Origin of the sequence: Nocardia gamkensis NBRC 108242 (genome assembly GCF_001612985.1) — a bacterium.
GTDB lineage: Bacteria > Actinomycetota > Actinomycetes > Mycobacteriales > Mycobacteriaceae > Nocardia > Nocardia gamkensis.
The window spans coordinates 1-18,046 of sequence record NZ_BDBM01000018.1 but is presented as its reverse complement, the minus strand read 5'-3'; the positions used below and the strand labels follow the sequence as shown (position 1 = coordinate 18,046).

The window sequence follows — 18,046 nt, the reverse complement described above, 5'->3', positions numbered from 1 at the left end:
AGGAGGCAGGGTGCGTATCGACCATCCGACCGATGACGAACTGCGGGAGAACTTCGACGAGATGCTCCGCTCGGTGCTCACCGGCGGCGGCATCCGCACGGAGACCGGCCTCGACATGAAGACCGAGGACGCCCTGTGGACGATCGCCCGGGCGTATCCCGACGTGCCGGACGCGCTGGTCGACGCCGCCCGCGCGGCCTTCGCCGGCCAGCTCGACGGCTCCAACGCCCGCGAGCGCAAGGAGGCGCTGGCCCGCAAGATCGAAGAGCTCGACCGTCGCCGGTCGGCCCGGTGATCGTCGATGTCACGACCTAAGGTGAGCCCATGACCGAATGGCGCGCGTTGACCGACAACGAGATCGTCGACCTGGCCACCGGCCTGCGGTCGCTCGACGGCTCCCAGCCGATGGACGCGGTTCCGCGGCTGGCGGAGTCGTTCGGCTGGAAAGTGCTGACCGTCCATCCGGACCGGGCGATGCTGGATGCCGGATTCGGAATGGCCAGCGGGAAGATCCATGGTCGTGACGGCCGCATCGTCGACATCGAGTTGCGCGTCACCGATTTCGCCCCGAACGACGCGCAGGGGCGGGCGCTGTCGAGGGACGCGTTCGTCACGATGGTCGAGGCGCTGACCGGCGCGCTCGGTGAACCGACCACCCGGGTGCCCGGCGCCACCGCCGAGATCCGCTGGGCTGGTCCGGACACAACGCTGGTGGCGGCGGATCTGGGTCGCTCGGTCGAGCTGTCCCTGACGGACAACTCCTGGCTCGCTCTGCACGATCAGTCCGTCGAACTGGACCAGCAGGAGCAGAGTTGACGGGGTGGGAAGGCTTCGCCGCGGGTCTGGCCGAGGAACTCGCCGCGCTGCGTGCCGGTTCCATCGTCAAGCTGGTCGAGTCCGGCACCGGTCCGCGGCGGCGCTACGCCCAATTCCTCCAGCTCGATGACGCCCTCTCGGCCGAATTGGTCGACGACGAATGGCTCGATCCCGCCTCGCGCGCGGGCGCTTCGGGACGCGCGCTGATCGCCGAGTCGGGTTGGCGGGAACGCGATGCGAGCCATGTCAACTGGTGGACCGAGCTGCCCTGGCCCAGTTCCACGGCCGGATACCGGCGGCTGGCCGGCATGGTCGTCACCGGGTTGCGCGACGGGTTCGGTATCGGCGCCCCCACCGCCTTGGCCTATGTCGCGTGGAATGAACGTTGGGAAAATCGAGAGCTGGACCTGCCGCTGCTCGGCCTGCGGCAGGAGCCCTGACCCGCGCACCGGCGCGGTGCCAGGATGAACGACGAACGAAGCAGGCATCGCGGCGTGTGCGCCGGCTCCGATGCGGTGGACGAGGGGATTTCCGCGACGTGACCAACCCAGGCGGTCAGGCATCCGGCGACGAACCCGCCGATGCCCCGGAGCACGGCGAGGCCGAGACACACGTGACGCCGTCCGCCGAAGCGGCGGATTCGGCCGAAGCGGCAGCCGAGGACACCGCGTCCGAAGCGCGGGAGCCCGATGTCGGTTTCACCTTGTCCGCGGCGGCTCCGGTCGAGGATGTCGCCGAACGAGCCAAGGCGCTCATGCACCAGGTAGCCCGCGAGCTGGGTGCGGGCGGCCCGCCGGGGTGGCAGCGGGTGGACGCGGTGTTCACGCTGACCGTGGCCGCGGAGGTGGCGCTGGCCGTCTACTTCGACGACCAGGAGCGCGCCGTGCGCGTGACCCCGGAACCCGGGATCGTGGCGCTGGTCCGGGAGCATCGGCAGCTGGCGGCCGGGCTCGGTGACGGCCCATGGTGGCGTTTGCTCTTCACGCTGACCAGCGCGGGCCGGATGGAGGTCGACTACGACTACGGCGACGAGCCGTTCCCGGACGATCAGCTGTTCCCGCCGGAGGTCTACCTCGCGGATCTGGCAGCGTTCCCACGGAATTCGCTGCCGGTCTGGCTCGGCGCCTATCTGGGGCACGGCGACCGCCAGTCACGGCCCCCGCAGGTGGCGGCGGCGCGGGCGCGGGCGGATCGGGAGGCGGGCGTGCACGCCGTGCCGTGCGAGGACGAGTTGCCTCCGTTCCCGCTCATGGCCGCCCGGTGGGCGGTGCTCGCCGCGGCGTTCGTCGCGGCCGAATCCCAATGGGGCCCACGCCTACTGCCCTCGGTTGGCTGGTTCGAGGGCGCCAAGCGCAGCGGCTGTTCGCTGTACGCGCTGCCCGGTGGACGGGCGGTGCTCTCGGGCGGGGTGTGGAACGCGCCGGAACTGGCGGCGGCCTACAACGACGGCGCCCGCTTGCCCGATCTGTATGCGGGCGCACCGGAGTGGGTGGCGGGCCAGGTGTTGAACCACCGCTGCGCCAGCGGTCTGCTGTCGTTCTGCTACTGGTGGGAGAACGGCCGCTGGTACCGCGGTGAGTCGCCGGGGCCGGGCCGGTTCGCCGAAGCGGTGCCGGGCGTGTGGACCTCGGAGACCGTCGTGGACATCGTCGCCGACCTGATCGGCGACGACGTTGACGCGCGGCGGCGCGCCGCCGTCGGCGACCTCGTGTCGGCGGCCGAGCGGGGCGTCGTCACGCGGGACATTCTCACCGGTGTCTTCGGTGACGACGGCGAATTCGATGTCGACGGCGCTTTCTTCCAGCTCACCATGGCCGGGGTGACGATGACCGCGCCGGGGCCGATGGCGCAGGAGGAGGCGATCGCCTCGGTAGCGCGGTTCATCCGGAACAGCGGAGCCGACACCGCGGACTATCCGCTGGAGGACTTGCGCGCCGATCGGATCGGCGTCGGCTGGATGGTGTACGTCCCGGTGGAACCAGGGGAGATCGCGATCGGCCGGGCGATCTACTACATCGCCGATGACGGCGTGCTGGAACGGTCTTCGTCCTCGGTGGCGCCGTCGATGTACCTCGCCGGTTTCGAGCGGAGGTTCCAGGACCGGCACGGTCCGGTGGGCGCGCCCTGGCCACACGACGAAAAGCGCTGAGCCACAAGAATTCATCTTCGGAGTAAACCGGCTGGTCAGACGCGGCGGGCAGCGCGTGCGGGCCCACCGGGATTCGGGTCTGTACATGCGGAGACAACCCGACTGACCATAGAATCGTTGGTGCGTCGTAAACCGATATTTGGTGTGCCGTAAGAACCGGCTGCCATATTGACGTGTGGCGCACCGCCGGTCGCGGCACGCCAGCGATGAGGAGGGTCGTCAGCGTATGAGTTGCCGGGCGCAGCAGCATCATCCCGTGCGCGGGGGCGGACAGGAAACCGCGCCGTGGCGCGCGCATAGCCGTCGCCCACGTCGGGGGTGTATGCAGTTGTGCGGGTCGGAGCCTCTGTCTCCGGGATCGGACCTCGGCATCGTATCCGCCCGCGCCGTCACCGCTCATCTCCAGTACTTCCCAACGTTGGAAACAGGGGGAAGGTGCTTCCGCATCATCGAGCCGGAAGGGGTGTGGCATGTCTGAAGAGTCGAATCCATCGAATCCGTGGAGCGTCCTGTCCACCGAGGCCGGGAACGGCACCTTGGAGCTGCGGCCCGGTGCGCTGGAAGGTTTGATCAACGCGGCGAACGGGGTTCGCGTTCGCGTCGCGTCGGTCAAGAAGGAGCTGTCGAAGATCGATTCGCTGCCGCCGTTCGCCGCCTTGCTGCTCTCGGCGGAGGCGCTCGCTTCTCGTTTCTCCGAGAAAGGACGAGAACTCGGGAGCATTCTGGACGACCACATCACCGTCCTCGACGACCTGACCGATACTTTGTTCGCGGCGGCCAGGCACTACCGGGGCACCGAAGAGGACAGCAGGGTCGATTTCGCCACGCTGGAACGACGGGTAAGTGAGCACAAAGGAATCACCGAGAACCTCGCGGACCGGCCGGGTCCCGCGGGATTGACCACCGCGGGTGACGGCAGCGGAAATACCTATGCGCATCCGGATTGGAACGAGGTCGGTAACCGGCGGCCGGAAGAGAATCACGGATTGCCGACCAGCTTGGCGGAGCCGGGCGAGGTGAAATTCGAACCCCGCGGGGTGCGTGCGGACGATCCGGAGAATTTCGTCTATTCCCAGTATCAGACGATCATCACCTCGATCACCGGCGGTAGTCCGTCCATGCCGATCAAAGTCGCGCAAGCCGCGTCGGATTGGCGGTGGCTGGCGGGAGAACTGAAGGAAACGTTCGACATCCTCTCGAATCAGATGACGACAAGTCGATCGAGCTGGACGAGTCCGAACAACAACGGCGGTGCCGATCGAGCGCGTCGAGCGATCACCGCGTACGGCACCGGCACCGATCAGCTGAATACAAACATGAAGCTCATCGGGGACAGCCTCGAATACGTGTCGGAATGGTTGTACACCACCGGAGTGCGCCTCCAGCAGGGCGACGACTATCCGCCGACCCGAAACTCCGGCGAGACCGACGACGCGTATCGGCAGCGGAAAGAAGAGGCTGCCGTACGGAATTACGTCAGGGCGATGCAAGAGGTATACGTTCCGGGTGTCGAGGCCACCGACCAAGTCATCGCGGTACTGCCGGATCCCATTCCGCCGACGACCGCTCAGGTACCCGGTCCGGGCGGTCCGGGGCCCGGCACCGCCGCCGGGCCCGGGCCTGGCCCCGGTACCAGCGCCGCGCAGCTGGCCGCGATGCAGAGCGCACAGCAGCAGAGCGAGCAACAGCGCAAGGCATTGGAAGCCGCGCAGCGGCAAGCGCAGCTGGACGCCCAGCGCCGAGCTGCCGAGCAACAGCAGCAACAACAACAGCAGGCCGCCCAGCAAGCTGCCCAGCAAGCGGCGCAGCAACTCGCGCAACAGGCACAGCAGGCCGCGCAGCAACTCGCGCAACAGGCGCAGCAGCTCGGCCAGCAGGTGGCCGGCGCCGCGCAGCAGGCTGCGCAGCAAGCCGCGCAGCAGGCTGCGCTGGCCGGACTGCCGGGTATGCCGAATATGTCGGACGCGGCGAAGAAACTCGAGTCGGCGCTGGCGAAGGGCGGTGGTGGGCCCGGCGGTTCGGCCGGCGGCCTCGGCGCGGCGAAGTCCAATGCAGGCCAGAATCTGGACAAGGCGTCGAAGTTGTTCCCGCGGGCACAGACCAACGCCGTGACAGCGGCCACCGGCGCGCGCGCGGGTCTCGCGGCGGGGCAGGGCATGGCGGGAAGCCCGATGGGCGGAATGCCGATGGGCGGTCCCGGCGCCGCACAGGGCGGACAGCAGAAGGAACACAAGCGCGCCGACTATCTGGATTCCACCGAGCATCTGGAAGAGGCGCTGGGTGATGCGCCCGTGGTGGCGAAACCGGTTGTCGAGCAATGATCGACACCTGGGAGTTCTCCGGTCTGGAATTCGTCGCGGCGTGGAACGCCGTGAACGAGAGCCTGCCGGATCCGTTCGTGTACGTCAGTGGCACGACGTACTACGACGACGCGCGCAGGCACAAGAGCGAGGCGTGGCAGCGGATTCGAACACGGTGGGGCCGTGAGCTGGAGGATTTGATGTCGGTGCTCGCGGTGCCGGACATTCGGCTGGTGGTCCGCGGCGTCGACGGCGATGCGGCGCGGAATCCGATGGGCGCGATCCGCATGCTCGCCGGACGCAGGGGAGAACGCGCCTTCCTGGTGACCCAGAAGCCGAATCGCACGGAGCGCCGAACCGAGGGATTCACGGTGGTCGAACACGACGTGCTGGCGCTCGGTGACGTCATTGCCGCCGCTTTGCCGAAGGCCGACGCAGGTCAGCGGGCTGCCTTCGATCTGGCCGAGCCCGAGGGCGACGGTCTGGACCATTTCTACGGCCGTTCCCTCGTCAACGACGTCGAAGATCGCGCGGCGAGCCGGAGGGAGTCCTTCGAGCGGGCGCCGGTCGCCACGGCGGGCACCATCGTTGTCGAGCAGGGATATTCGCGATTCGGCCCCCGCGGTATCACTCGAACGCATTTGGCCTGGCGCGATCTCGTCGATGACGGGCGGTACGTCATCGTGCCGAGCAGGCCGCCGACGGTGGCGGCGGCGGACGTCCGGCGGCTGGCCGGCCTGATCAACACGCGGATCGCCGAGGTCGTCCAATCCATCAAAGACGAACGATTGTGATCGGAGGGTGTTGCCGATGACCGCATCGCAGCCGGGGCAGACCGGCGAATTCCCCACGGAATTCATGGCGACCTCGCTCACGGGCTCTATTTCGGTGCGTACCACCGAAATGGGTCTGCCGTTGGGTATCGAGGTCGACGCCGATCAATTGCGTCGGGATCCGGAAGCGCTGGCGGGTGACGTCCTGCGGTTGTGCAAACAGGCGGCGAACCGTGCCGGCCTGGCGCGGCGAGCGCAATTGCGGCAACTGGGATTCGGCTCGGAGATGCTGGCACTGACCGGTCTGCCCACCGAACAGCAGGTGGCGACGCAGGAGATCATCGACGAGCAGGAATACGACACCGAACCGCAGAGCTGGCTGCGATCGGTCTGAGCGACAGCGGAATTCGGGAGGCGGCATGGTCGAGACAATGGACGAGCTCATTGCTCGGGTGCGGAATCAGCTCTACCGGCTCACCGATCTCAACGACGCCATGAATGGTATCCGGGTCACCGAGACATCGCCCGACGGAGCGGTAACCGCGGAGGTGGACGGAAACGCCGCTTTGGTAGGGCTCAGGTTTACCGCTGCGGTATCGAAACTTTCGCCGGAGGAGTTCGAGAAAACGGTTGTGGACACCGCGCGAGCGGCCGCCCACAAGGCTTTCGCGGAGCGCGGTGAACTGATCACCGCATTCAATGAGGAAGCCACCGGCTGGTCACCGGATGTTAACCACGTCGGGATCGCGATTCGCGGTCGTCGCTAGGTAGAGTTGAATACGAAACATCGGGGGATGTTTCGGGATTGGACGATGATCATGAGCCACATTGAAGTAGTCCCGGATGCGCTGCGTGTATACGGAGGCGAATCGGCGGCCATGGCCGCCGGTGTCGGTGCGATCGCGGCGACCGACCAGGCCGCGACGATCGCCGCGGTGGTCCCGGTGTTCGGCCTGATCGGCCAGGAGTTCCTCGTCTCGTACGCCTTCGCCCAGGCCAACCATCTGTCGTCGGTGGCGCAGCTCGCCGCCGTGCACGCGGGCACCGCGTTGACGGCGCATCAGGCCGCCGCCACCTACGAGGGCACGGACACCGCGTCGGGCGCGGCCATCGGAGCGATCCGCACGCGGTCATGACCTCGCCGGGAGCCATTCCGCCGCCCGGCGCCGATCCACTGGATCCGACGGTCCTGGAACTGCTGCGGGGCAGCGCTCTTGCGCCCATGTTGGACATGCCGGTGAACGATGTCCTGCACAGCATGGGTCTACCGCACCTGCCGGAGATGCCCGCCTTCGTCCAGCTGCCGGAGCTGCCGCCGCTGCCGACGATCGATCTCGGCGTGCTCATGCGCCCGCTGACCGACCTCGCCTCCGCGTTCGGCACCGGGCAGCTCGGCTCGCCGCCGCCCGCGCCGGTGCAGGCCGGTGCCGCCGCCGCGCCCGCGCCGCCGGCCGACCCGACTCAGTTGCTGCAGAACGTGTCCACCGTGATGCAGACCGTGATGCAGGTCGGCTCGTCCCTGGTGCAGACCTTGATGACGGTGTGGCAGGGCATGGCGGCGATGGAGGCCGCGAAGAAGGCCGGTGCGGCCCAAGCCGACGCGGACCAGCTCGCGGCGCAGAGCACACAGGAGAAGTCGGTGCTCACGGGCGCGGCGGGCAGCGTGTTCACCGGTGCGGGCCTGATGTCGGCGGTGCTGGCGAAGTTCTCCACCACCATGGCCTTCGCGCCGCTGCTGGCGGCCTCACCGGGAGGCCAGGGCTTCCTGGTCGCCTCCGCCATCGAGGCGATGACCGAGGCGCTGGCGATTACCGCCGAGACGAAGGCCGAGCTGCTCGGGCACAGCGCGAGCATGACGCAGGCCGGACAGAAGGTTCCGATCACGAACGCGCCGACGGGCGTGAAGTCGGCCGAGCAGCTGACCCAGTTGATGAGCATGATCACGCCGCTGATCAGCACGGCGGGCCAGGTCGCCCAGTCGCTGGGGCAGTTGGCGGCGGCGAATCCGTCGCTGCTTGCGCCGAAACCGATCAGCGCACCCGGCGGCCACGAGGCCGCGGGTGAGCCCGAGGAAGGCGAGGAAGCCGGGCAAGGCAAGGGCGCCGGCGGTGCGGGCGGCGCCGGTGGCATCGGCGGCGGCGTCCCGGGTGCGATCGCTGCCGCACCGCTCAACCCGTGGCCGGGAACCCGGGTCGCGGGCGGTTCGCTCGGCAGCATCGGCGGTGTGCCCGCGGCAGGTACCGGCACCGCGTCCACGGCCTTCGCCGCGACGAGCGCCACCGCGGCGGGAACCGGGACCGGCACCGGATACATGCCGATGGGCGGTGCCATGGGTGGTGCGGGTCTGGCCCGCGACGGCGAGTCGAGCACCGACGCGCTGCGCGGCCAGATGGTCACCGGCCGGCACGGCGACGAAGTGGTCGGCCGGATCGACGGGGTCTCGCTGCCGGTGGTCGGCGCGGCCGATACGACATCGGAACCACCGCCGGATAAGGAACTCACGCTCTGACGCGAGTGCCGAGCACTACACAGGAGGGTCTCATGAGTGACGGGCGGGGTGAGGTGTACGACAGCGTGCAATTCGACTCGGTCACGGCGGGCAGGGCGTCTTCCGGGCTGGACGCGCTGGCCGACCGGCTGGTGTCGGATCTGCGCTCCGCGGAGGAAGCGCTGACCGTCGTTCCGGCGGGCGCCGACGAGGTCTCCGGCCGGGCCGCGCAGACCGCGAACGACGTGGCCGCGTCATATCTGGGGGGCGCGCAGGCAGGCGTGCACGAATTGCACAAGCTGGCGGCCGCGTTGCGGCTGCACTCCAGCCAGTTCGACGGCATGGAATCGGCCAACACGGCGGATTTCGACACCACGGGCGGCCGGTCCGCCTGACCGTCCCCGGCGTGGTCGGGCAACCGAAAGGTCTTCCGCAGCAATGATCGAACCACCGCAGCCAGGTTTCACCGGTGTGGTGTGGCCCGCGCGACCGCCCGAGCGGCTCGCGCGCGACCTCACCACCGGGCCGGGCGCCGTGCCGATGGCCGAGGCCGTCGCCGCATGGTCGCGCCTGGCCGCGTCGTTCGGCGCCGCGGTGGTCGAGTACGAGAAGGTCCTCGCGGACGTGCGCGGCGCTTGGCAGTCGGGGCGCAGCGGCGAGGTGCTGCAACGCATTACGACCCTGCGTGACTGGCTGATCGACGCGGCCGCCGCGGCGGCCGCGAACGCCACCCGGTTCCAGGCGCAGGTCGCCGCCTACGAGATCGCCCGGCTGGCGATGCCGAATACCGCGGACCTCCAATCGCTCCAGCAGGTCCAGCGAATGCTGGAGTCGATGGGCGGCATGGTCGGCGCGCCGATCCGGGCGATCGCGGCGGAGACGGACGCCGAAGCGGACGTGGCGAAGGCCGTGGCCTCGCGGGTCATGCAGAACTACGAGATGGCCACCGAACCCCTCGCCGCGCCGTGGCAGCACCAGCCGCCGCCGGTGGTGGCGCCGGAACAGGCGCTGACCGCCGAACGGACCGCGACGCCGACCGAGGCCGTGCTGCCGCGCGGTGCCGCGCCGATCGGTGCGATGCCGATCGGGGCGGTGCCCATCCCGGCGATGCCGCGGGTGCCCACCGCGTATCAGGCGCCGGTGTACGCCCAGTCGGCCGCGACAGCCGAAGTGGCGCCGCGCGCTACGGAGGCCACGGTGAGCGCTGGCGGACAGCCCGCTCCGCTCGTTCCCGGTGCGCTGGGACAAGCCGCTGCGGCCCAGGACACCGCTCGGTTTCCGCGCGCGGGCCTACCCGGGCAGGCGAGCGATCAGATCGGCTTCGAAGGCGGCATCCGTGCGGCGCCCGCGGTGCTCGGCGCCCCGGAGCCCGCGCCGACGGAGACCGCCCCCGGGACGGGAGGCACGGCGTGACGTCACTGACGAACGACGCGTTGCTCGTCGTCGCCGAACGGCTCGGCGTACAGACCCTGCCTCTGGCTCTTGCCGTTGGACCGCAACAGGATTCGATCGAGGAATATCGTGCCGCGCGGGAGCGCGCGGTAACCGCGCTGCTCGGCGACGGCCTGCTCGACGCCGAGGGCGAAGTCGAATCGGAACTGGCCGCCGCGCTGTTCGTCTTGGCGCAGCCGGACCGCGAACTCGTCGCCCGCGTCTACACCGAAGACGGTGCACGCCGCTTCTGCCTGGCGCGAAGGGGAGAGCAGCACGCGCTCGCCGTGCGCTCGGGCGACCGTTTCGAGGTTCATCCGATCTGGGCCGACGGCTCGGACGTGTCGCTGGCTCGTCCGTTGCTGGCCGCGCTCGGCCCGTGCGAGCCCGCCGAGATCGGCGGATTCAGCGCCCTCGCCGCCGAATTGGCCGATCGCCTGGACGCGGCCGAGGGCTCCAGCGGCTACGCCGACGCGATGTATGCCATCGGCGTCGGCGAGCGCGACGCCGCCGTGCTCGGACTCGCTTTCGGCTCCTGCCGCGCCTATGCCGAGATCGTGGCCTACGCCCATCGGGACGGGCTGACCAGCAGGGCGCCGGGCACGGTGGTGGTGTACGACACCGGCCGCGGGCGCATCGTCGCCGCCCCCATGGTCTCGCCGGATCAGCAGATCTGGTCGACGGTCACGACGGGCACCGACCACCGGGTGACTCAGGCGGTCGCCACGTTGCTGGAAGGGCTGCCCGGGGGGAGGTGGCTGCCACCGTAGCTCTCGGGTCGCAAGTAACTCGGTTGCCTCATTGCCCGGTGAGATCGTCCGCATCTCGCCATCACCAGTTCTGACGGAAGGATCAACGAAATGGCTTACACAACTCTCGGCGACGGCTCGGGACAGACCTACGGTGTCGAAGAGGGCGGCATCGACAGCGTCGTCAGCCGCATGGAGGACTCGATCTCGACGCTGCGCACCTCGATCAACCAGATCGACGAGTCGGTGCAGGCCGTCGCGCGCGGTTGGCAGGGTGACGCCCACCGCGAATTCAACACCGCGGCCACCGAGTGGCACGACGAGGTCACCGCGCTCAACGGCAAGCTCGACCGGCTCTCCCAGGCCGTCACCTCGGGCAAGAACACCATTGTCGGCTCCGACCAGGGTGGTCTGTGACCCCTGGACGGTGTTGCCGTCCAGCCGGATCACCACCCCCACGACCAGAAGGAAACAACGATGACGATCAAGTACAACTCGCCCGCCATCACCGAGATGGTCGGTGACCTCAACCAGTACGGCTCCAACATGAAGGCGCAGATCGACGAGCTCAACGGCGCGGCCGCCGCGTTCCGCGAGAACCTGCAGGGTGAGCAGGCCGTCACGAACTTCGACACCGCGCACAAGAACCTCACCACCGAGCTGGAGGACACCCTCCAGAAGCTGGACAACCTCGCCACCAAGGTGGAGAACGCGCTGGGTCGCGCCATCGAGGCGGACGGCAAGGTCGGCGACGGTTTCGCCGCTTTCTGATGCACGAACGACGGCCGGCTGGAACGGTAAGGGTTCCAGCCGGCCGTTTCGTGTGTCCGCCGGTCAGCGCGCCGCGAGCGATTCCCCGATGTAGTGCATCTCGTCCGGCGTGGTGACCATCAGCACGGTCGCGCTTCGCGCGGCGGTGCGTACCGTGATCCGGTTGGGCGCGTCCGGATCCTGCACCAGCGTGACGTCCGCGTCGATCGACCCGCCGGTATCGTCCGGCCGCCGCACGTGCACGACCGTCGCGCCGCCCGCGTGCGCGATCGGCGGGATCCCGTCGAACACCAGCACCGTCGTGCTCGGATAGGGTGCGGCGGGCGGCGGCGGGGGAGCGGGTGGGTGGTAGCTGGCGCCCGCGGCGCGCGGCGCGATCGAAAGTACGTGCGGCGCATCGAGATTCGTCACCATGGTGTGCCATGCCTCGGGCCGGGCGGTGTGCACGATGGCATGGGCGCCCAGCGCGGTGGCGCGCAGAATCACCTGCTGGGCGAGATCCAGGTTGCCGATCACCTCGAGGTGGCGGGTGCCGTCGCCGATCAACGGCACCGCGATCCCCTGGCCGCGTTCGTCGGCGCCGATGAGCTGACCGCAGCCCGCCGTCGGCACCGCGAACTCGGTGAGCGCGGTCAGGGTGCCGCGATAGGCGATGTCGCTGCCCCAGCGGCCCGCGTAGCCGATGGGCAAGGTGTCCAGCAGGATTCGCAGCTGGTTGCCGACCAGCTCACGCAATCCGGGCAGCGCCGGTTCCTCCGGCGGCGCGACGGTATCGAAGCGGACGACCGCATTGAGCACCACGGTGTCGGCGAAATCGGTGTGTCGATCGTGTTTGCCCGCTCCCGGGCGCAAGCGCAGCGTCACCGTGGTGGACAAGCTGGGCACCGCCCAGATGCCCGCCAGTCCGCGCGGACCGATCATGTCGGCCGCGATCTGGTACTGGGTGAGGAAACGGCCGTGATACTCCAGCGATTTCGGGGACTCGACGAGCTGGTCGACGTCGAAGCCATGGGTGAGCCGGCGCACCGCGGTGTTCATCTCGGTGGCGGTGAGCACCGACGCGGCGATGTCGTGCGCGGCGAGCCGGTTGGCGACCCGGCGGGTGGCGATGATCGCGGTGCGCAGCGCGCCGCTGCCACCGCCGCCTCGGTTGTCCACCGCTTCGGCGTTGGCCAGCGGATCCATCCGCAGCACCAGCCAGCAGGTGCGGTGTGCGATGGCGGGCAGCGGGCCGAGGATGCGGTCGTAGAGTTGTGCGGCCACGCCGGTGCCCGCGGTGCGCGCGCCGGTGCTGACCACGTCGATACTCGCCAGGGTCAGATCGAATTGCTCCAGGCAGCGGGCGATCTCGGGCAGCGGGAGCAGTTGGTCGGTGCTGAGCGAGCCGCGATCCAGCAGCGTCAGCGTGTCCGGTGGGGGATCGATCCGGAGCATGGTGAGCAGCAGGTCGCCGTCCCAGCGCACGCCGTAACCGCCGCCCTCGGTGAGCGGCACGTCGAGTGCCGGTGCCCGCGTCAGGCGTTCGGCCGGGCGCGGGCCGAGGCGCTTGCGAGCGATCGCGCTACCGATGCGCGCGGCGGGTGTACGGCCGCCGATCGGCGCGAGGCCCGCCAGCGCTGTCACCGCCCCCGCGGCGATCGCGCCCCGGACCGAATCACCGAGCGCGAGAACAATCCACGCGACGGCCGCGGCCGATAACGCGACGGGCACGATCACCCGGAGCGGAAAAATGCGAAACAACCAGAATTCCGGGTCTCGCAGAGTGTCATAGTCCGATCGGCGTTCATTTCTCGGCGCATCCGATATTTCGCCGACAGTTGTCTCGCCGTTCATCGTCTCGTTCACCATTATTCGCCCCTGCCTCGCCTGCGTGCGGCCGTCATCGATCGGCTTCGTATTCCATCGGTTCAGGGCCGTCGATGAATTACGGTACCGTGTCGAGGAGAATGGTGATCGATAGCTCGATGGAGACCATGTGCCGGCACAGCTGACCACCCGCGCCCAGGTCAACGGATACCGATTTCTGTTGCGCAGGCTCGATCACGCGCTGGTGCGCCGCGACGTTCGCATGTTGCACGATCCGATGCGTTCCCAGATCCGCTCGCTGCTCGTCGGCGCGGTGCTCGGCGTGCTCGTGGTGGCAGGCGCCGCGATCCTGGCCTTCCTGCGGCCGCAGGGCGCGATCGGCGACGCCCTGATCGTGTCGGGGAAACAGAGTGGCGCGCTGTATGTGGTGGTGCAGGGCCGAGATGGCGACAAGACCCTGCATCCGGTGCTGAATCTGGCATCCGCACGGTTGATCACCGGCGCGAACGCCGAACCGCACGCGGTGAAGGACGACAAGCTCGACGATCTGCCGCGCGGACCGCTACTCGGCATTCCGGGCGCTCCCGGCGCGCTACCGGGTTCGCGGCAGGGCAACAACTCCGAGTGGTCACTGTGCGAGACCATCGCACTGTCCGAAGGCGGTAGCGCCGCCTCCTCCTCGGGCGGGACGACGACGGTGATCGCAGGTCGTCCCGCGCTCAACGACCGGATCAAGACCTCGAATCAGGACGAGGCGCTGCTGGTCCGGCGCGGTGACAAGACCTACCTGGTCTACGACGGCAAACGCGCCGAGGTGGACCCGGCGAATTCGGTGATGACCAGGGCATTGGACCTGAAATCGCACCGGCCGCGTCCGGTCGGCACCGGATTGCTCGGCGCGACGACGCAGGTGCCCGCGCTCACCCCGCCGCAGATCCCCCGGGCCGGCGAGCCGGGTCCGGGCCCGCTGTCGAGCATCCCGATCGGCGGCGTCATATCGGTGTCCGGTGTGGGTCCGGACGGCGGTTCCGCGCTGTACGTCGTGCTCGCCGACGGTTTGCAGCCGGTGTCGCCGTTCACCGCGCAGGTGATCAGGTACGCCGATTCACACGGCATGCGGGAGATCGCGACCATGCCACCCGATGTGCTGGACCGCGTCGCGGTGGTGCGGCAATTGCCGCTCGACGACTTCCCGGTGCGAACCCCGCGGATCCTGCCTGCCGAGGACGCGCCCGTGGCATGTGTGGCCTGGGCGAAGTCGCCGGGCACCGCTCCTGGGCAGAGCGAGGACAGCACGGGCGACGGCCCTGGTGAACGCGCAACGGTCAGCCTGCTGGTCGGCACACGCTTGCCGATCACGGAATCCGCGCAAGCCGTCGAGCTGTCCACCTCCGACGGCGTCGGCGACCGGGTCGACGCGGCCTACATCGCACCGGGATCGGGCGAGTTCGTCCAGGTGACCGGCATGGAGCCGGGCAGCCCGCGCCGCGGCAGCCTGTTCTACATCGCCGACACCGGTGTCCGCTACGGCATCCCGGACGCGGCCACCGCGAACGTACTGGGGCTCGGCAACACCCCGCGCCTCGCGCCCTGGGCGATCATCGGCCAGATGGTGCCGGGGCCCACGCTGTCGGCGCGAGACGCGCTGGTCAGCCACGATGCGCTGGCCAACCCTTGACGCGCGGAGGATCGCGATCACCGGCACGCTGTACGTCAAGGGGCTGAACGCGGTCCGTCCAGCCCACGCAGTGGGTTCCGTCCTCAGTCCGTCCACCCGACGTTCAGGGTACTGAGCAGGCCGGACAACGCCAGCTCCATGTCCGACGCCTCGATGCGGCGCAGCACCGCCTCATCGATGTCGGTCAGGTCCAGCGATTCGTCGTTGGCCAAGCGGAATTCGCGCTCCTCCTCGGCCGCCTCGATCACGTTGCGGACGAATCGCCCGTTGCCCGCCAGGTCGACGCCACGGCGCGGCTGACCGCTCTGGTCGGTGCTCTGCATCGCGTACAGGCGCTCGCAGGCCCGTACCAGCTGCTCGAGCGCGCCTTCGGACAGGTCGGAGTCGCGCTTGCGCGCGATCACCTGACCGATCTGCCCCAGCTCGTCGGGGGTGTAGGAGGGGAACTGCAACCGCTTCGAGAAGCGCGACGCCAAGCCGTCGTTGGCGGCGAGCAGCCGGTCGATCTCGCCGTCGTAGCCCGCGATGATCACGACCAGTCGATCCCGGTCGTTCTCCATGCGCGCCAGCAGCGTGTCCACCGCTTCGCGGCCGAACGCGTCGCCGCCCTGCAAACCGGTCTGGATCAGCGTGTACGCCTCGTCGATGAACAGCACGCCGTCCATGGCGGTGTCGATCAGCTTCTCGGTCTTGATCGCGGTGCCGCCCAGGTTCTGGCTGACGAAGTCGACGCGCTTGGCCTCGACCACCTTGTCCGTCTTCAACAAACCCACACCGCAGTAGATCTTCGCGACCACCCGGGCGATGGTGGTCTTACCTGTACCGGGCGGCCCGGTGAAGGCCAGGTGCTGGCCGCGCGGCTGGCTCGCCAACCCCTTCTCGGCCCGGATCTTCGCCAGCTGCGCCGACGACTGGAGCTTGGCCACCTGGGTTTTCACCGAGGCCAGACCGATCTGCGAATCCAGCTCGGCACGGGCCTCGACGAGGATCCTCTTCGCCCGGTCCTGGCTTTCCGCCTGCTCCATCTGCTCCATCGACGGCGAGGACGCCGGGTCCCACTTGTCGGTGCGCGCATCGATCACCTCGCGGCTGGTGACGGTGATCCGATAGGTGCGGTCGCGCATCGCGGCCGCGTTCGCCTCGAAATCCGGTGCCTGCGAGTACACCTTCTCGAACAGCGACTGGGCTTCCTCCTCGTTGCCCGATTCCCGCAGGCACAGGCCGCGGCAGAACATCGCGGTCGAGCGGGCCGCCGGTATCGGGCCCGCCTCGGCCTGCTGCATTCGCCGGATCGCCTCGCCGAACAAGCCGAGTTGCGCGCACGCCGTGCCCACCATCACGTGCGCGCCCGCCGCCAGGTACGGGTCCTCCCAGTCCGCCGAACCCGCGAGCACCGCCATCACATCGGGCCAGCGCTGGGTGTTGTAGTGCAGTACGCCACGGATATACGCGCAGATGCGGTTGTCGATCTCGCCGTCGGGATTGCTCAACTGGCCACGTCGGAACGTGTCGAGTTCGTCGAGCACCCGCTCGGCCTCGTCGTACTCCTTGTCGGCGATCAGCTGGGACGCCCAGGCCAGCGTGATCTCGGTGTGGTTGGCCAGCGGGTAGTCGATGTACAGACCGGGCACGAACCGGCCCGCGAGTTCACGCGGGCGCAGGCCGAGCCTGCGCTGCTCGCGATAGAGCGTGCTCGTAGCGGTCTTGTACAGGTTGAACAGAACGTCCTTGGTCAGCTCGCCCGCGGCGGCGCGGCCGAGCCATGCGTCGCACATCGTGGGATCCCACTCCGTGGCGCGCTGAAAAGCCAGTTTCGCGTAGTCGAGATCACGTGCGGATTCTTGCCCCTCGATGGACAATCCGAGCGACAGGATTCCGGCATCGAATGCGCGTTGTGCTTGACGGTTGCCGGTCATTGCTGTCGAACCCCGAAATCTTCGTTTCTCGTAGTAGAGACGTTCATCTGGATACCAGACTACCGATCGCGCGTGGCCCGGTGCGTCCGTTACATTAGGTTCAGCTGCCGGGAGGTCGCAACGCAAGAGTCGGTTATGTGTGAGAGTGCTCGACGAGTGGTGAAGTCGTTCACTCAGGACGTGTTCCAGCAAATGTTGTCGATGTGTGATTCATTGTTCCGGATGAGGGCGGGGGATGGTTGCCGTTGATCGAGTCGGCGAGCGTTACACGTACCACCGAGCCCGTATTGAGTCGTGTTTCGGTCATCGGCGGAAACACCCAGGTCGATGTCGGATTGCCGGCTACCGTGCCGATCGCCACCTTCATCGGCGATCTGGTGGCGCTGATCGAATCCCGCAATCCGGAGCGACCCGAGACCGAGGAGGAGTCGGCGCCGCTGGACGCCCGGCACTGGACGCTGGCCCGGCTGGGCCGGGAGGCGATCGCGCCGAGTCGCACGCTCACCGAGGCCGAGGTCTACGACGGTGAACTGCTGGTGCTGCGGTCGGTCACCGCGAAGGAATCGCCCGCACTGTTCGATGACGTCATCGACGCGGTATCGCGGCTCACCACAGAGGATTTCGAGAGCTGGTCCGGCCTGGCCGCCCGCTGGATGGGGCTGATCGTCTCGGCGCTCGCCGTGCTCGCCGCGCTGGCCGTGCTGGTGGTCTCGCGTGGGAACGGCGATCCGCTCGCGCCCGCTTTCGCCCTGCTCGGCGCGGGTATCGCCGCGTTCGTCGCGGCGGGTATCGCCGCGCACAGGTACACCGACGCGGTGACCGCGACTTGGCTGTCGCTGGACGGACTGCTGCTGCTGTTCGGCGGCGCCGCACTGCTGGTGCCAGGGACGCTCGGCAGTCCCCATCTGCTGCTGGGCAGTTCGGTGCTGCTGATCGCGGCGCTGGTGGGCTACCGGGTCGCCGGCACCGGCGCGACGCTGTTCTCCTGCGCCGCAGCGCTTGCCGTCATCGCGGGCGTCGCCGCGGCGATCTACCTGATCTGGCATCCGGGCCTGCCGAAGCTGTCGGCCGGTCTGCTGGTGGCGGGCATCGCGATCATCTCGGCGGTGCCGAGGCTGGCGGCGGTGCTCGCGCGGCTGCCGATTCCGCCGGTCCCGACCGCGGGCGGC

General features: G+C 68.8%; 19 protein-coding genes. 17 read left to right on the top strand and 2 right to left on the bottom strand.

Features of this window, described 5'->3' with window-relative positions; translation table 11 throughout:
- The first annotated feature begins 10 nt into the window (after window positions 1-10).
- The 15 genes from NG1_RS16595 to NG1_RS16525 all read left to right on the top strand — a co-directional run bounded on the left by NG1_RS16595 (window position 11) and on the right by NG1_RS16525 (window position 11,477).
- Window positions 11-295 carry a hypothetical protein gene (locus tag NG1_RS16595; protein WP_040864907.1) on the top strand — a complete coding sequence of 95 codons (285 nt, stop codon included), beginning with the start codon at window positions 11-13 and terminating at the stop codon, window positions 293-295.
- Between the two features lie 29 nt (window positions 296-324).
- Window positions 325-816, top strand: a complete 492-nt coding sequence (locus NG1_RS16590) for a DUF6301 family protein (protein WP_062971824.1) — start codon at window positions 325-327, stop codon at window positions 814-816.
- Window positions 813-1,256, top strand: a complete 444-nt coding sequence (locus tag NG1_RS16585) for a TY-Chap domain-containing protein (protein WP_062971823.1) — start codon at window positions 813-815, stop codon at window positions 1,254-1,256. The genes NG1_RS16590 and NG1_RS16585 overlap by 4 nt, the downstream gene beginning before the upstream one ends.
- 98 nt (window positions 1,257-1,354) lie before the next feature.
- The gene (locus NG1_RS16580; RefSeq protein WP_245659932.1) at window positions 1,355-2,965 is read left to right on the top strand and encodes a hypothetical protein; all 1,611 of its coding nucleotides are present in this window, start codon (window positions 1,355-1,357) and stop codon (window positions 2,963-2,965) included.
- Between the two features lie 470 nt (window positions 2,966-3,435).
- Window positions 3,436-5,286 (top strand): hypothetical protein, encoded by a 1,851-nt coding sequence (locus NG1_RS16575; RefSeq protein ID WP_062971819.1) that lies wholly within the window; start codon window positions 3,436-3,438, stop codon window positions 5,284-5,286.
- On the top strand, window positions 5,283-6,059 hold the full coding sequence (locus NG1_RS16570; RefSeq protein ID WP_062971817.1) for an ESX secretion-associated protein EspG: 777 nt from the start codon (window positions 5,283-5,285) through the stop codon (window positions 6,057-6,059). Before NG1_RS16575 ends, NG1_RS16570 begins: the two co-directional genes overlap by 4 nt.
- 16 nt (window positions 6,060-6,075) lie before the next feature.
- The gene (locus tag NG1_RS16565; RefSeq protein ID WP_062971815.1) at window positions 6,076-6,432 is read left to right on the top strand and encodes a hypothetical protein; all 357 of its coding nucleotides are present in this window, start codon (window positions 6,076-6,078) and stop codon (window positions 6,430-6,432) included.
- Between the two features lie 37 nt (window positions 6,433-6,469).
- On the top strand, window positions 6,470-6,805 hold the full coding sequence (locus NG1_RS16560) for a YbaB/EbfC family nucleoid-associated protein (protein WP_245659931.1): 336 nt from the start codon (window positions 6,470-6,472) through the stop codon (window positions 6,803-6,805).
- Between the two features lie 51 nt (window positions 6,806-6,856).
- Window positions 6,857-7,174: a type VII secretion target gene (locus NG1_RS16555; protein WP_062971970.1), complete on the top strand. Its 318-nt coding sequence runs from the start codon at window positions 6,857-6,859 to the stop codon at window positions 7,172-7,174.
- On the top strand, window positions 7,171-8,547 hold the full coding sequence (locus tag NG1_RS36745) for a hypothetical protein (RefSeq protein ID WP_062971811.1): 1,377 nt from the start codon (window positions 7,171-7,173) through the stop codon (window positions 8,545-8,547). The genes NG1_RS16555 and NG1_RS36745 overlap by 4 nt, the downstream gene beginning before the upstream one ends.
- Before the next feature lie 32 nt (window positions 8,548-8,579).
- Complete coding sequence (locus tag NG1_RS16545; RefSeq protein ID WP_062971809.1) at window positions 8,580-8,921, top strand: PE family protein; 342 nt, start codon at window positions 8,580-8,582, stop codon at window positions 8,919-8,921.
- 43 nt (window positions 8,922-8,964) lie between these two features.
- Complete coding sequence (locus NG1_RS16540; protein WP_062971807.1) at window positions 8,965-9,939, top strand: PPE domain-containing protein; 975 nt, start codon at window positions 8,965-8,967, stop codon at window positions 9,937-9,939.
- The gene (locus NG1_RS16535) at window positions 9,936-10,727 is read left to right on the top strand and encodes an ESX secretion-associated protein EspG (protein ID WP_062971805.1); all 792 of its coding nucleotides are present in this window, start codon (window positions 9,936-9,938) and stop codon (window positions 10,725-10,727) included. Before NG1_RS16540 ends, NG1_RS16535 begins: the two co-directional genes overlap by 4 nt.
- Window positions 10,728-10,817: 90 nt before the next feature.
- Entirely contained in the window at window positions 10,818-11,123 is a 306-nt protein-coding gene (locus tag NG1_RS16530; RefSeq protein WP_062971803.1) for a WXG100 family type VII secretion target, read from the top strand.
- 60 nt (window positions 11,124-11,183) lie between these two features.
- Complete coding sequence (locus NG1_RS16525; protein WP_062971801.1) at window positions 11,184-11,477, top strand: WXG100 family type VII secretion target; 294 nt, start codon at window positions 11,184-11,186, stop codon at window positions 11,475-11,477.
- 63 nt (window positions 11,478-11,540) lie between these two features.
- Here the strand turns inward: NG1_RS16525 and eccE are convergent, their stop codons facing one another.
- Complete coding sequence (gene eccE, locus NG1_RS16520; RefSeq protein ID WP_245659930.1) at window positions 11,541-13,187, bottom strand: type VII secretion protein EccE; 1,647 nt, start codon at window positions 13,185-13,187, stop codon at window positions 11,541-11,543.
- 265 nt (window positions 13,188-13,452) lie between these two features.
- Between eccE and eccB the strand changes: the two genes are divergently transcribed.
- Window positions 13,453-14,961: a type VII secretion protein EccB gene (gene eccB / locus NG1_RS16515; RefSeq protein WP_062971799.1), complete on the top strand. Its 1,509-nt coding sequence runs from the start codon at window positions 13,453-13,455 to the stop codon at window positions 14,959-14,961.
- 83 nt (window positions 14,962-15,044) lie between these two features.
- On the opposite strand, the gene eccA is transcribed toward eccB, so the two are convergent.
- Window positions 15,045-16,877, bottom strand: coding sequence for a type VII secretion AAA-ATPase EccA (eccA, locus tag NG1_RS16510; protein WP_062971797.1), 1,833 nt, complete (start codon window positions 16,875-16,877; stop codon window positions 15,045-15,047).
- A gap of 287 nt (window positions 16,878-17,164) precedes the next feature.
- On the opposite strand from eccA, the gene eccD reads away from it, so the two are divergent.
- Window positions 17,165-18,046 (top strand): type VII secretion integral membrane protein EccD (eccD, locus tag NG1_RS16505; protein WP_157114089.1); only part of this gene is annotated, 882 nt, incomplete at its 3' end.